Here is a 14,816-nt window from a genome sequence, read left to right on the forward strand (position 1 = left end):
ATTTTTTTGTCTCATTAAGTGAGTAAATAATCAAAGGCTCATGGAGTTTTCATGCTTAAAAGTTTCGCCGATTACATTGTATTCAACCTCTTTGGTCTCGTTCCCGGTACACGCTCAGGCGAAGCGCTCGACTTCTTTATCTACGACACACTAAAGATATTTCTGCTGCTCACCACCATCATTTATCTGGTTGCTATCATACGCACCTCTTTCCCTCCTGAGCGGACCAAGCGAATCCTCTCACACAAGCGCGAGTATGTTGGCAATGTGATGGCTGCGCTGCTTGGCATCGTCACTCCGTTCTGCTCCTGTTCTGCGGTACCGCTGTTTATCGGTTTCGTTGAATCCGGAGTTCCGCTGGGAGTAACGTTCTCCTTTCTGATCTCATCGCCAATGGTCAATGAAGTTGCGCTGATAATGCTCTGGGGGCTGTTCGGCTGGAAGATCGCCTTGATCTATATCGGTACCGGCCTCTTGGTTGCCATTGTCGCAGGCATTGTCATTGGTAAGTTGAAGATGGAAAAGTACGTGCAGGATTACGTCTGGGAGATGCAGGTTGGCAACAGTGAGATCAAGATCATGTCGTGGCGTGAAAAGTTCGATTACGCACGTGAATACACTCTCGGGCTGTTAAAGAAGATCTGGCCATATGTAGTGGTTGGTGTCGGCATCGGTGCTTTTATTCACGGGTATGTGCCGCAGGATTTCCTTGCCAAATGGGCCGGTCGGGACAACCCGTTCGCTGTGCCGGTGGCAGTGGCGCTTGGTGTTCCCCTGTACAGCAATGCCGCCGGAGTTATCCCGATCGTGCAGGCGCTAACAGCCAAGGGGATGGCTATCGGCACTGTGCTGGCATTTATGATGGCAGTAACAGCACTGTCATTGCCTGAGGCTGTCATTCTCAGCAATGTCCTGAAGAAACCGCTGCTGGCGACCTTCTTCGGGATCGTGGCTACGGCAATCGTCATTGTCGGGTATCTGTTCAATGCGATTCTGTAAAGGATACAATCAGGCATGAAAGAGCGAAACTACAGATATGCGAGTCTGCTGGCCCTGTTTACGATTTTCTATAATCTGGCAGAAGGGGTTGTTTCGATATGGCTCGGGGTTGCAGATGAAACGCTGGCACTGTTCGGCTTTGGCGTGGATTCCTTCATCGAGGTGATTTCTGCAATCGGTGTCTGGCACATGCTACGGAGGATTCGTGCCAATGGCAATGAGACCAGGGACGAATTCGAGCAGCGTGCACTGCGTATCACCGGATCCGCCTTCTACGTTCTGACAATCGGTTTGATTCTGACGGCAGGACTCAACCTTTATCAGAGTCACAAGCCGGAGACAACAGTCTGGGGCATCGTTGTCTCGGTGGTCTCAATCTCGTTCATGTGGGTTCTGATCCGTCAGAAGACAACGGTTGGCAAGACGCTCAAATCTCCTGCCATTCTGGCTGATGCTGCCTGTTCACGCGCATGTCTCTATCTGTCACTCGTATTGATGGCAGCAAGCGTTGGCTATGAGTTGACTGGAATCGGCAGTCTGGACTCCATCGGAGCCATTCTAATTGCATGGCTGACGTTCAAAGAAGGGAAGGAATCTTTCGCAAAGGCAAAAGGGATGAACTGCTCATGCAATTGTAGTTGCAGTCGGACAGAAACGCCATGACAGGGATCAACAGCAACATCTCCCGGCGACTCGTCTTTGCCATTATCCTTACGGCAATAACCCTGGCAGCAGAAGTTGTCGGTGGTTTCTGGACCAACTCACTGGCGCTGTTATCTGATGCTGCGCATGTCTTTCTGGATCTGTTTGCACTAATACTTTCTCTGGCGGCTATTAAACTCTCCTCAATACCTGCTTCGGAACGCCATACCTTCGGATTTCACCGCTCAGAAGTATTTGCATCTTTCATCAACGGACTGACTGTTTTTGTGATGGCGCTGGCCATCCTATATGAATCATGGATACGCTTCGCTGCACCTGAAACAGTAAAAAGTCTGCCGATGTTAATTGTGGCAGTCATTGGCCTGGTTATGAATCTGCTGGCTGCAAAGGCGCTTCACAGCCATTCTCTTGATGATCTGAATGTAAAAAGCGCATTTCTGCACGTTATTGGCGATGCGGCGGCATCTGTCGGCGTCATCGTTGGCGGCATCATCATGTATTACACCAGCTGGTATCTCCTGGATGCGCTAATTTCCGCCGCGATAGGACTATTGATCCTAACCGGAGCCGGACGTGTGCTGCGCGATTCGGTGCATATCCTAATGGAAGGGACGCCGCGAGGTTTAGAGTTGAAAGATGTTGCTGAAGCAATCCGTACTGTTGATGGTGTTCAGGATGTCCATCATCTCAATATCTGGACGGTCTGCTCACATATTCTGTCTTTGTCGGTTCACGTAGACATCGACACAGACAGCGAAATAGACCGGACAGCAATACTTCATGCTATTGAATATAGGCTGCAGGAGCAGTTTCATATCACCCATACAACAATCCAGATGGAGTGCCGTAGTTGCGCCAATGGCCCGGTCATCAAGGAACTCAACCATCAACCGCGTATTGCCTGTGGACATCGGCACTGAGGAATAAAAATGCCGCCAACAGACTATATTCTTCTCGTCGAAGACGACATATCGATTGCCGAGGTAGTGACATCCTACCTGACCGAGGCGGGATATCATGTGAGTCATCACGAACGAGGACAGCATGCGTTGGATCACGCCCGAAAAGAATCTCCCATGCTGGTGGTGCTAGACCTGTCACTCCCTGATGTTCCTGGTGAGTTGGTCTGTCAGGAATTGAAACGGCTTGGAGACATTCCGGTCATTATGCTCACCGCAAAATCTTCAGAGGAGCAACGTCTGATCGGTTTCTCGCTTGGCGCGGACGACTATGTGGTCAAACCGTTCAGTGCCCGTGAATTGGTCTTTCGAGTAAAGGTTGCGCTCAAACGGACTGCCGAAGTTCCCGCCGATACCACTACTGGCAAACTGAGCTTCAATGGCAAGGCATTGATCCTCGACCCGGAATGCTATCAGGTGATTATGGCCGGCACCCCGGTCGAGCTTTCGGCAACCGAGTTTAAAATGCTTCTGCGGATCGCCTCTACGCCGGGTAAGGTTTTCAGTCGCGAAGAGCTGCTGGAAAAAGTGCTGGGCTACACATGCGAGGGCTATGATCGCTGCATCGACGCGCATATCAAAAATATCCGCCACAAGATTGGCGACCGGTCGAAAAACCCGGTCTATATCGAGTCGGTCTATGGTGTGGGGTACCGCTTCAATGGCGTTAAAGATACTTGATACACTAAAGTCACGGCTGCTGGCCCTGTTACTCCTGATAGCCCTGGCAGGACTTTCCTCGGGACTGTTGGTACGAGAACTGATCGTGAGAGACTTTCACTCCTTTATCAGTGGCCGCCTTGAGGATCGCAGCTACTGGGTGATGGCTCGTCTGGAGGAAGAATACGCTACAAATGGCAAATGGGCCCCGTCTGCTCTGGCAGATGATGTAGTTCTGGCTTACATGATGGGCCTTGCCGTACGTGTTAACGACATGGAGAACCATCAGGTAATCGACATTCAGCAAGCAGTGGAACAGATGTCGTCAAAAATGAAAAAATTGGTCTTCTCATATGCCAAAGGACACATTGTTTCTGACTTCAGCACCAGCACGCCATACCCTCTTTTCCATCACGGCAAAGAGATCGGTCAATTGGACATAGTCTACACCAGTGCTGCCAAAGAGCATCTGTTTGTTGCACGAAGCAATCGTCTGCTGCTCTTTTCACTCCTAGCAGTAGGCAGCCTCACGGTTCTGCTGAGCATAATTCTTTCTCGAAGAATAACTGCTCCTGTTGATCGGCTTACCAAGGCTGCAGAAGCATTGCAGGGAGGTGAGGCCAGTGCACGGGTGCCGGTTTATGGGACACGGGAGTTCAAAGCCATGGCCGAAACCTTCAACAGAATGGCGAACGCCCTGGATGCCCAGGAAACACTCCGCAAGAGACTCTTGACCAATGCGGCCCATGAACTCCGCACCCCCCTAACCGTCATGCGTCTGCAGGTTGAGCAGATGGCCGACGGGATGGTTCCGGCCGACACAGAACGATTGACCGCACTTATGGGAGAAATGGATCGTTTTCGGGGCGTACTTGGCGCACTGGATGACCTGAGTCAGGCCGAGGCGAGTTCAATGAGCCTAAAGAAACAGCCGGTCAGGTTCCGCAGCTTTATGGAACCTATAGTGGAACGCTTTGTATTATCTGCCCAAGAGGTGGCCTTTTCGCTCGACGTGGCCGATGGAGCCATGGTTGTTGCTGATCCTGACAGTTTGAGTCAGATCATGTTCAACCTCATCGGCAACGCAGTCAAGGCAGTGGACGGTGTTGGCCAAGTAATTGTCCGTAGTGAACTGAGCGACAGTGGTATTGCCATCAGTGTCGAAGATTCCGGCTGCGGTATTCGGGAAGAAGACCTCCCCTTCATATTCGAGCGGTTCTATAGTGGTTTTCCGCACGGAATGGGGATCGGCCTGGCAATTGTCAAGGAATTGGTCGAAGCACATGGCGGAACAATGACCGCCGGGAACAATTCTGATCACGGCGCATACTTCAGGGTTTTTTTGCCAAGCTGATTTCATAATATCTTCACATTTTACGCATAATGACATCACTCTTCATTGTTACTGTTCTCTTGCATCAACATTATCCAACGGAAGGAGAACAGTTATGAAAAAGATGATCGCAGTGACAATCGTAGCAGCAGGAATGCTTGCGGCAGGGGCTCTCTGCCCTCAACAGGGTCTAGCTTCAACAGAATCATTCAGCAAGGAACAGATTATTCAGTTTCAGCAGGAAAGCGCAGGATTGCGAGGGGAAGCGACTGTCAAAAAGTTGGAGTTAATTGGTGAAACCATGAAACAACCAGCTGACGCGGCCAAAATCAAGGTCCTTGCCCATGAAGTCATCGACTTGCAGGGAAAAATCGGAGCTCTTGCCAACAAACATGGACTTCCTGGGCCTTCAGCATTTCAACAGGTTATTAAAGCAAATCAAGTTGGTCTGAGTGAGGCAGAACTGAAGGCCCTGGCTGAAATGCCCTGATCTCGTTAGTCCCGGAAAATCAGATGCAACAGACTCATGTAACTATACTATCGAGCCGAGTGCCATATCATGAATAAACCAAGGGAAATATTAACAATCTATCTGATTTCCGCAGCCTTGGTGACTGCACCTGTTTTTGCCGATGACGCCATATCGCCTATACCATTTGGCGGCTACATTCAAGACGGGAAGTGCGGTTGCTATGGCGCAAAGGTTTCCGTTAAGACGGTAAATGAAGCACGAAGGATCATCGAAAAGTTTATTGAAGGCCACGACCTTCATATCGGCGCCATGGATGAACGTCCGCGATTTTTCAGAGCCGAACTGCTTGACAATAACGGGACCGTTCGTGACGTGGTTATCGTCCACAAGGCAAACGGTAGAATCAGATCAATTTACTGAGCAAGGGCATTAATGTGCTCGAAAGGAGAACCAACATGAAAACAATTACTTCCGCAGTGATTGCAATCCTTGTCGCCGCAATTTTTGTGTCCTCAGCCATGGCCAAGCCATGGCGCTGGCAGGGAAATCAGAACAACACCTATGGTTGGCAACTGATGACACCCGAAGAGCGGACAGAGCATCAGACCAAGCTGCGCAGTTTTACCGACTATAACGCCTGCAAGGAGTACGTAGACGAACATCACAAGCAGATGGCAGAACGTGCCAAGGAAAAAGGTATTACACCACCGGTAATGAGGCGTAACCCCTGCGATAAAATGAAGGACAAAGGTATCCTCAAGTAAGTCAACGATCATTTGTGGTTGTGCAAGCTCGTCTGCATACAGATACAGGACGCTCAACTGGGGCGGCCTGTATCTGTTGTGTTAATCATGAGCAGATGTATCGAATGGAAACAATGATTTCCCATGGTGTTTAATCGCCGGCAGAGTACTGAGGAAACTATGGAGACACTGTACACCGAGAATATTCTTTATGCGCCAATGGCTGAAACAGTCTGTTGGTGCAGCAATATCAGTAAAAAGTCCATCATTGAGGCTATTCAGAATGGCGCGGTTTCTATAGATGATATACGAAAAATGACCGGTGCCTGCACATTAGGGCGATGCAAGGAAATGAGTCCTCGAAAGCGCTGTTGCAGCAAGGAAATCATGCAGTTGCTTAACTCATATATATCCAGCTGAGTTTCTACATATTGGATGAGGAGATCTTCTGCCGTGCCTTCTAAAACACCGAATACATGTCCGACATTCTTCGAGCTGGAGCCCCTTTTAGAGGCCATTCGACAACGCTTTGCACAGTTGACTGACGAAAAGTGCCACAGGCGTCTCTTTCTCAACCATTTACGGACCATGGCTTGTTTCGGTGCGGAACCTATTGACTATGAGGAACCTGAAGAATCATCGCTGCCCAAGGAATTGGAAATTGGTTATGCAGTCTGTCATCCGAACTGTGGAAATCAGGCTTTTGTCGTCATAGAAGGTGGCCCGCAACATTGTGACTGCTGTGGAGGCACCATGCTGCCCGTGAAATTCGGCACATATCGATTGAAAAGGTACCCAATTGCTAACGGCGGAGAGAACCCCACCAAACATTACTCCAGGAGGTAACACAGGCATGAAAATCGAAGTACTCGGAACCGGCTGCGCTAAATGTAAAACGCTTTACGAAAACGTGAAGAAGGCTTTGGAGGAAAGTGGCAAGAGCGCCGAAGTAGTAAAGATTGAGGACATCCCATCTATCATGAAGTATGGGGTCATGAGCACACCGGCACTGGTCATCGACGGCCAGGTAAAGTTTTCCGGAAAGCTGGCATCAGTGGCAGAGATCATGGGGATGTTTTGACAATGGCTTATTTATTCAAAGCCGGGTTATCTCGCATTGCGTTTATGTTTTTAGCGATGTTGTTACCAATTACTTTCATCGCCGGTTGTGAGAAGCTCGAAAACCGGCCAAAGATGAAAATCGGTTACATGAATTGCAACAATGAGCAGGAAACCACCGGGCGTTTCCTCCCTATGACACGCTATCTTTCGGAAAAGACGGGCGTTGATTTTGAATTTGTGCCTGTTGACACAAATGATTTTGACAAACGTTTCAAGGCAGGAGAGTTTGCCTTCACCCACTCAAACTCTATTCTCTACGTCATGCTTAAGGAGCATTATGACCTTATACTGCTCGCTTCCGAAAAACGTGGGCAATTCGGGTCTCGTACCGCAGGAACAATAATCGCTCGCAAAGACAGTGGCATAAAGAAACTGAGCGATCTTCGGGGCAAACGGATCGCTTTTGGTCCAATGTTGGCACCAACCGGGTACATGGCAGAATACGACCTGATGTTGCGTAACGGCATTGATCCCGAAAAGGATCTGGCGAACTGGACGATTCCGAACGGTTCCTACAAGCATGAAAAAGTTATATTCAAAGTTCTTTATGGCGAAGTAGATGCGGCAGCGGCACCAATACTCGACCTGGAGATCATGACGCGGGAAGGTAAAATTTCGCCGGATGATTTTATCATTCTCGGACAGAGCCCACTTATCCCCTACTGCACCTTTGGCGCTGCAAAAAACACCGATCCCAAATTGGTTGAGAAAGTTCGCCAGGCATTATTGGCTCTTAAACCGACCGATACAGTTGAGATCAGCGGCGAACGGGTCAAGATAATGAAAGCGGCCTGGATAGATGGTTTTGAAGAACTAGCAGACAAGGACTATGACGTCATCCGGGAGATGGCCAAGCGCGTTAATATGCCGCCATATCAGAAGTTTTGAAAGACTTGAGTTGCCAATTATTGATGACATCAAATTCTCGAAAGGAACAACAATGAAACTGTCCATAACAACGCTTGCCATTACTCTTATGCTTGCCGGATTCGCGCACGCCGAACTCCCTGCCGCCACCGATGCGGTAGTCAACCGGGCGCTTCTATCAGGTAAACCGGTGGTTCTCGACCTTGGCGCCCGCACTTGCATCCCCTGCAAACAGATGGCTCCCATTCTCGAATCGATGTCGAAAGAGTACCAAGGGAAGGCCAGCGTCCTCTTTATAGATGTTCGTGAGGATCAGGCTGCTGCGAAGAAATTCAAGGTCCAGATGATCCCGACCCAGATCTTCTTCAATGCTCAGGGTAAAGAGGTCAAGCGTCACATCGGCTTCATGGACAAACCGGACATCGTCAAGGAACTGAAGGCTGCGGGGCTCAAGTGAGCTTCCTCGACAACATCGAACAGATCGTTGCAGCCTACCCGTTGCTGGCTTTCGGCGCTGTCTTTCTTGCAGGAGTCGTCTCCTCCGCCTCACCCTGTGTACTTGCCACCATACCTCTGGTAGTGGGCTTTGTCGGCGGCTATTCCGAAGGAGACCGCTGGAAGGCGTTTCGCTATTCGCTGACCTTTATCCTGGGGCTCTCACTCACCTTCACCGCTTTCGGCGCGGCAGCCGGCCTGCTGGGAACCATGTTCGGCACACTGGGGGGTTGGTGGTATGTGGCCGCTGGGGTAGTAGCGCTGGTGATGGGTGGCCAGATGATGGGTCTGTACGAAATTCGCCTTCCTGTAAAGCGTGACTTCAAGCCTAAAAGGGGTGGCATTGTCGGTTCATTTCTGTTGGGGCTTTTCTTCGGAGTTGTCTCCTCACCCTGTGCCACGCCGGTACTGGTAGTGATTCTGACTTTTGTTGCTACCAAGGGGCAGGTTCTCTACGGAGTTGCTCTCCTCTTCACCTACGCCATCGGCCACTGCCTGTTGATGTTGGCTGCCGGAACTTTCACCGGTTTCATCGAATCATTCGTCAAAGCGCGTGGAGTCATCAATTTCGCCCTCTGGTCCAAACGTGTCAGTGGAGCGGTGGTTATGCTGGTGGGCGGGTGGTTTGTCTGGCAGGCGTTTTAAGCATTAATTCGCAGCAGTAATCATGGGCGGCTACTAGTATGCCGCTCTCTTTTTCAATATCTGCATGACCACATACATATATCAGAAACATTGGACACTCTATGCAAAGATCTCTGATTCAACAAATGCTCCGATCCTTAATGCTTTGTTTGCTGGTCTCCCCTATGCTCGCCCATGCTGAACCTCTCTCGTTAAAAGAATCAGTCAGTAGAGCCGTGGCCAACAACCCAAATCTGGCTGAATCCCGTACTGGGATCGCAGTCGCCGAGAAGGGAGTTGAAAGCGCCTTTGGACGCCACTATCCGCGAATTTCTCTTGATGCTTACATCATGCAACGCCAGGACCCTATCCCCTATATCCCCGCACAATCAACAACGGTACCCGCCCATTTCAGTGACGGTTACGCATCCCTGGGACCGGTGCTCACCATCCCCATATACCAGGGGGGGCAGGTGATGAATGGTGTTCGGCTTGCAGAGTTGCGCCAACGGGTCCAGGAAGACAGCTTCATTCTGACCCGGAATGAACTAATTGCTAACACGGTAGCTACATACAACAAGATCCTGCAGTTAAAGGCATTAGTGGAATCATCAAGTAGAGCGGTAAAAGCCCTTGAAGAACAACAGAAGAATGCAAAACTGCTGTTTGAACTGGGGAGGATCGCTCGGGTCGATCTGCTCAAGGTGGAAGTTCAAAAGGTCAACGAAGAGCAGCGTTTACTAGCCCTGAACGAGGCATTGAAAAATACCTGCAGCACATTGCAAACCTTAATGGGAGAAGCAGTTGGCCCTGATACCCTACCGCTGCAATTGGCAGACAAACTAGCTCCCTCCGACCTGCAGACAGATTTTGAGGCCGGTCTGACGCTCGCCAGAAACAACCCCAGATTCCAGCTCTCCAATAAAGCGGTTGATGACGCAGAATTGAACCGGAAGCTGGCCTTCGGCAAATTTATGCCGACGCTCAACGCCGTAGCCGGCTACCAGCAGCAGTTCGGTTTCACTCCAGGATATAACGACGGTGTCTGGTTTGTTGGGGCAACCCTCAGCCTGCCGCTTTTTGATAAAACCAACTATGCGGATCTCCACCGTGAACAGTTCCAGAAAGAACGGGCACAGCAGAAACTGAAAGCGGTGGAAAACCAGATCCGTCTTGACTTGCGTATTGCCCAGGCCTCGCTTACGGAAAGCCGCAAGCGAATCTCGGCGACGGAACAAGCGGTGGAACAATCCCGTGAATCGTTCCGCATCGAGCAGGAGAAGTACACGGCAGGTGCCGGTATCATGGCCGACCTGCTGCTGGCTCAGGCGGCGGAGTCCCAGTCCGAAGCAAATTACACCCAAGCCCTGTTTGACTACAACACCGCGATTCTTGACTGGCACAAGGCCAGCGGCGATATGGAGGTATACCTGAAATGAAACGCAAACTGATTGTTATCCTGATTGCCGTAGCCCTGATAGTTGGCGGTGTAGTTGTCATCAAGAACAAGCAAAAGAAGATTGATAATCTTCCCCAGCCACAGGCCCCTGCACCAAGCGTGCAAGTGGCGCCGGTGAAACAGGGCCAGATTGAGGTAACCTCACACTACCTGGCAAGTATCGAACCGTTTACCAAAAGCGACCTCTCGGCCCGCATCTCCGGCAGTATCCTTTCCATCACCAAGCGGGAAGGCGACGTGGTGCGTCAGGGTGAATTACTGGTTACCATTGATGACCGCGAGCTGCAGGATCGGACTGTATCCGTCAATGCCGAACTACTGGCCACCCGTCAGCGGCTGGCCGGGGCACAGAGTACGTATGCCACCCAGAAATCGGTCTATGGCCGAGACGAGGCACTATTCAAGGCCGGCGCCATCTCGAAAGAAGCGTTGGAACGTTCCCGTGCCACCCTTGATGGTGCCAAAGCGGTGGTTGATGCCTACGAGGAAAACCTCAAAGGGCAGGCCATGAATACCAACGTAGCCAAAACCCAGGCGGGATATGCCCGCATCACCGCACCGTTCAGCGGCGTAGTCTCTAAACGGTGGACTGAGCCGGGCGACCAGGCTACTCCGGGCAAGCCAATCTTGACCGTCGAAAAAACTTCTTCCTACAAGATTCTGGCTCAAGTCCCCCAGGAGGAACTAACCGGCATCCGCCCTGGCACCAAGGTTATGTTGGGCAACGGCAGTCAGACCATGCCGGCAAAGGTTAATCGGGTCTATCCGGCGCTGGGTAAAAATATGCTGGCAACGGTTGAGGTTCTCACTGGCTCGGCACCGTTCAATCTACCATCTTCTGCCACAGTCGGCTTCGACGTCGTCACCAAAACAGTAGAGGGGCTGCAGGTGCCTGGCCAGTCAATCGTCAAGACGGGACAAGGAACTTTTGTGTATCAGGTCAAGGATGGATCAGTGAAAATCATCCCAATCAAACTGCTGGGCATGGGCAATGGCAGCGCAGCAATCAGCGGTGGCATTGAAGCAGGCGCACAAGTGGCGGTGGGACAAGAAAATAAGCTACTGACACTTACTGAAGGGTCAAAGGTGAGTGTGGCTGACACGGCTAAGTCTGCGGTTGTGTCTACATCCCCAGCTGCACCTGGACCGCTCGGAGGCAAACCATGAAGTTTGTCGAACGCTACATCCGGCGACCACACTTGGTACTCTCCGTGGTGCTGCTGTTGTCCGTCGTCGGGGTCATGGGCTACCTGAAGATGCCGTTCAACCTCTTTCCCGATGTGGATCGGCCCCAGATCAGCGTGATTACGGTCATGCCTGGCGGGGCTGCAGGTGACGTGGAAAGCGACATCACACGGTTGATTGAAAAGGAGGTTGCTACCATCGACATGGTACGCAAGGTAACCTCCACCTCCAAAGACGAAGCCTCGGTGGTCACCGCCGAGTTCGAATATGCAAAGAGTCTGGATGCTGCTGCCACTGACGTGGCCAATGCCTTGAGCAAAATATCTGCCCGTCTTCCCCAGGGGGTACGTCCGCCGCAGATCTTCAAGATCAGCCAGGCGACCCAACCGGTGATGACTCTGGCACTCTCCCCCAAGCCCGGTTCGCCGGCTGATCTGAGAAAGCTGCGCGAACTCGCTGACAACCAGATCAAGGAGGAGTTGCTGCGCAATCCGGAAATTGCCAATGCCGAGGTGTTTGGTGGGTATCAGCCAGAAATTCTGGTGACCGTTGACCAGGACCGACTGAACCGTTTCGGCGTCGGATTGCAGGACATCATGGCGGCAGTGACGGCACAGAATCAGAACATCCCGCAGGGAATGATCACGAACCGTGGCGGACAGTACCTGTTCAAGACGGAAGGCTCAGCAAAAAAGGTGGGAGAACTGGCCGATTTGGTGATTGCCCGTCGCGAAACCGGCGTCATCCACCTGAAAGATGTGGCCAAGGTGGAGTCAGGGGTGCAGGAGCCACAATCTGCTTATCACGGTAACGGTAAGGAGGCGATTGGGATCAACATTCTGCGCGGGCAAAACGGCCATGCCCTGGACACCATCCAGGCCGCCGATGAAATCGTGCCCAAACTGTCAGCCCGCTTCCCCTTTATCAACTTCGAGGTCAGCTACACCCAGAAGGATCTGATCCAGCGCAGTGTGGACAACATGCTGGAGGCGCTACGTGACGCAGTGATTATAACCGTTATTGTGCTGTTTCTCTTCCTGGCCAATATCCGTACTATGCTGCTCTGTGCCATCGCCATTCCCTTTACCTACCTGATTACCTTTGCCTTCATGTGGATGTTCGGCTTCGAATTCCATATGGTAACGCTAACCGGCGTGATCCTGGCGGTCGGGATGTTGCTGGATGACGCTATTGTGGTCATTGAAAATATCGAGCGGCACTACCACGAGTCGCAACGAGACTTGACCGAACTGGTGGCTGGAGGTGTCGAAGAGGTCATGTTGGCGATCTTCTCCGGAACTTATGCCACCATCGTGGTTATCATCCCGATTGTCTTCATCGGTGGCTATGTCCAGACCGTGCTGCGTCCCATGGCGTTGTCACTAACCATCGCCTTGGTCGCCTCCTACATTGTGTCGGTAACCATCATCCCGATTCTCGCCCCCTACATCCTCAAAAAAGGCGCCACCGAAAACCGCTTCGAGCGGTTCATCAAAAAAGGAAGCGACCGCTTTGTAAACAGCATTCGCGACCTGTTCGCCGGAATGCTGGGAACAGCGCTGAAACACCGCTTCTGGTTTGTGGCAGTTGCCTTTATTGCGCTGGTGCTGACCATGAAGTTCGCCAAGCCGCTAGTGGGACAGAGTGTCCAGCCCCCCATGGACACCGGCATCATCAAGATCAACTTCGAGTCAGATGCAAACTCATCCCTGTCCCAGACCAACGCTATCCTCTCTCGCATGGAAGAGACCATCAAAAAACAGGAAGGCTTGGTGGCCATCAGCTCTGTGCTGGGATCTGAGCCATCTACGATCTCCTTTGGCAGCGGCAAAAACCCGCAGATCGGCAACATCACCATCAACCTGGTGGACCGCTTCCATCGCAAACAGTCCATCTGGCAGATTGAAGCCAACCTGCGCAAGGAGTTCTCTACCATCCCCGGACTAAAATCGGCGGATATCTTTGAATTCGGTGCCACCGCAATGTCCAGCATTAAGGCCCCGATAGATGTGATGGTGACTGGTCCTGATCCAAAAGTGCTTGCAGAAATTGGGAAAGAGGTCAAGCAGCGCTTGCAAAAGACAGCCGGACTGGAATCCGTATCCCTTACCTGGGATCTGGACAAAAAAGAGGTCATCTTCAAGGCAGACAAGGAGCGCTGCGCCGCCTTCGGCATTTCTCCCCGCGATGTGGCGGCACAGGCGCAAGCTGCGCTTTCAGGCGGAGTCGCCTCCATCTTCCGGGTGGCCAATGAAGACGGTTTCCCCGTGCGAATCAGGCTGTCGGAACAGTACCGCGACCGCCCCGACAAGCTGGCCGCAATCAAGATAACTACCCCAATGGGACCTATCCCTCTTGCCTCCCTGGGAACCATGAGCCAAAGCTATGTTCCGGCCTTTCTGACCCGTCAGGATCTGCAGAGCAGCATCGATATCTACGGCTACAAATCTCGGGCAGCCCTCTCGCATGTCATGGACAATGTCATGGCGTCACTGAAGGGGATCAAACTGCCACCCGGCTACAAGATCACTCAAGAAGGTGACGCCAAGCAGGGCAAGACCAACTTTGCCCAGCTGACCATGGCCTTGGGAATCGGCATGGTGCTGCTCTATTTCTCGCTGATCCCTGCTTTTAAATCGTTTATCCATCCTTTGACCATCATGACCGCTATCCCGCTGGCCCTGATTGGTGCGGTCTGGTCACTGCTGTTGGCAGGCAGGCAACAGTCCACTGCCGCCTTCATGGGGGTGATATTGCTGGCGGGAATTGTGGTGAAAAACTCGATCCTCTTGATTGACTTCATCGAGGTAGCAAAGGAACAAGGAGCGACGACGCTACAGGCATTGACCGACAGCGTCCGAGTCCGAACCCGGCCAATCATCATGACCGCCTTTGGCACGGCGGTTGGCATGGTACCCATCGCCCTGGAACGGGCCATCGGTCTGGAGAGGCTTTCACCGCTGGCGGTTGTAGCAATCGGGGGGTTGATGCTATCGACTTTTCTGACACTGCTATATGTGCCGATCTTCTACACGATCTTTGAGGATATGACGGCCTGGGTAAAAAAGCAGGCCAAGCGGCTGAGTAAACATAATACGCCCTCAGTGGCGACTGACACCATTACACACCAGTAGGTACTTCAGAAAAAAGGAACCATACCCATGCATGTTTTTTGTTTCCGCACGTTAAACATCGTACTGATTCCGTTGTTTCTGTTTGCACTGGGAAGCACTTC

Annotated in this window: 16 protein-coding genes; all 16 read left to right on the forward strand. The window is 51.6% G+C overall.

Going from position 1 to position 14,816, the window contains the following annotated elements:
• The first annotated feature begins 51 nt into the window (after positions 1–51).
• The 16 genes from OR1_RS02960 (at position 52) to OR1_RS03035 (ending at position 14,715) form a co-directional block, all read left to right on the forward strand.
• Entirely contained in the window at positions 52–999 is a 948-nt protein-coding gene (locus OR1_RS02960) for a permease (protein WP_041969845.1), read from the forward strand.
• Positions 1,000–1,014: 15 nt separating this feature from the next.
• The gene (locus OR1_RS02965; RefSeq protein ID WP_041969846.1) at positions 1,015–1,662 is read left to right on the forward strand and encodes a cation transporter; all 648 of its coding nucleotides are present in this window, start codon (positions 1,015–1,017) and stop codon (positions 1,660–1,662) included.
• Positions 1,659–2,582: a cation diffusion facilitator family transporter gene (locus tag OR1_RS02970; RefSeq protein WP_041969848.1), complete on the forward strand. Its 924-nt coding sequence runs from the start codon at positions 1,659–1,661 to the stop codon at positions 2,580–2,582. Before OR1_RS02965 ends, OR1_RS02970 begins: the two co-directional genes overlap by 4 nt.
• A gap of 9 nt (positions 2,583–2,591) precedes the next feature.
• Positions 2,592–3,302, forward strand: a complete 711-nt coding sequence (locus OR1_RS02975; protein WP_041969849.1) for a response regulator transcription factor — start codon at positions 2,592–2,594, stop codon at positions 3,300–3,302.
• The gene (locus OR1_RS02980; RefSeq protein ID WP_041969850.1) at positions 3,283–4,635 is read left to right on the forward strand and encodes a HAMP domain-containing sensor histidine kinase; all 1,353 of its coding nucleotides are present in this window, start codon (positions 3,283–3,285) and stop codon (positions 4,633–4,635) included. Before OR1_RS02975 ends, OR1_RS02980 begins: the two co-directional genes overlap by 20 nt.
• Positions 4,636–4,729: 94 nt before the next feature.
• Positions 4,730–5,104, forward strand: coding sequence for a hypothetical protein (locus OR1_RS02985; RefSeq protein ID WP_041969851.1), 375 nt, complete (start codon positions 4,730–4,732; stop codon positions 5,102–5,104).
• Between the two features lie 69 nt (positions 5,105–5,173).
• Positions 5,174–5,506 (forward strand): hypothetical protein, encoded by a 333-nt coding sequence (locus OR1_RS02990; protein ID WP_041969852.1) that lies wholly within the window; start codon positions 5,174–5,176, stop codon positions 5,504–5,506.
• A gap of 35 nt (positions 5,507–5,541) precedes the next feature.
• Positions 5,542–5,850, forward strand: a complete 309-nt coding sequence (locus OR1_RS02995) for a hypothetical protein (RefSeq protein WP_041969853.1) — start codon at positions 5,542–5,544, stop codon at positions 5,848–5,850.
• 198 nt (positions 5,851–6,048) lie between these two features.
• On the forward strand, positions 6,049–6,249 hold the full coding sequence (locus OR1_RS03000; protein ID WP_041970041.1) for a (2Fe-2S)-binding protein: 201 nt from the start codon (positions 6,049–6,051) through the stop codon (positions 6,247–6,249).
• 433 nt (positions 6,250–6,682) lie between these two features.
• Entirely contained in the window at positions 6,683–6,910 is a 228-nt protein-coding gene (locus tag OR1_RS03005; RefSeq protein WP_041969854.1) for a thioredoxin family protein, read from the forward strand.
• 2 nt (positions 6,911–6,912) lie between these two features.
• Positions 6,913–7,839: a phosphate/phosphite/phosphonate ABC transporter substrate-binding protein gene (locus tag OR1_RS03010; protein WP_237754208.1), complete on the forward strand. Its 927-nt coding sequence runs from the start codon at positions 6,913–6,915 to the stop codon at positions 7,837–7,839.
• A 52-nt stretch (positions 7,840–7,891) separates the two neighbouring features.
• A complete protein-coding gene (locus tag OR1_RS03015; RefSeq protein ID WP_041969855.1) occupies positions 7,892–8,275 on the forward strand; it encodes a co-chaperone YbbN in 384 nt (127 codons plus the stop codon).
• Positions 8,272–8,958: a cytochrome c biogenesis CcdA family protein gene (locus OR1_RS03020; RefSeq protein ID WP_041969856.1), complete on the forward strand. Its 687-nt coding sequence runs from the start codon at positions 8,272–8,274 to the stop codon at positions 8,956–8,958. The genes OR1_RS03015 and OR1_RS03020 overlap by 4 nt, the downstream gene beginning before the upstream one ends.
• 101 nt (positions 8,959–9,059) lie before the next feature.
• Positions 9,060–10,376, forward strand: coding sequence for a TolC family protein (locus tag OR1_RS03025; RefSeq protein ID WP_082002779.1), 1,317 nt, complete (start codon positions 9,060–9,062; stop codon positions 10,374–10,376).
• Positions 10,373–11,563, forward strand: coding sequence for an efflux RND transporter periplasmic adaptor subunit (locus OR1_RS03030; RefSeq protein ID WP_041969859.1), 1,191 nt, complete (start codon positions 10,373–10,375; stop codon positions 11,561–11,563). The genes OR1_RS03025 and OR1_RS03030 overlap by 4 nt, the downstream gene beginning before the upstream one ends.
• Positions 11,560–14,715 (forward strand): efflux RND transporter permease subunit, encoded by a 3,156-nt coding sequence (locus tag OR1_RS03035; protein ID WP_041969860.1) that lies wholly within the window; start codon positions 11,560–11,562, stop codon positions 14,713–14,715. Before OR1_RS03030 ends, OR1_RS03035 begins: the two co-directional genes overlap by 4 nt.
• The last annotated feature ends 101 nt before the right edge of the window (positions 14,716–14,816 follow it).

Source organism: Geobacter sp. OR-1 (genome assembly GCF_000813145.1).
Lineage (GTDB): Bacteria > Desulfobacterota > Desulfuromonadia > Geobacterales > DSM-12255 > Geoanaerobacter.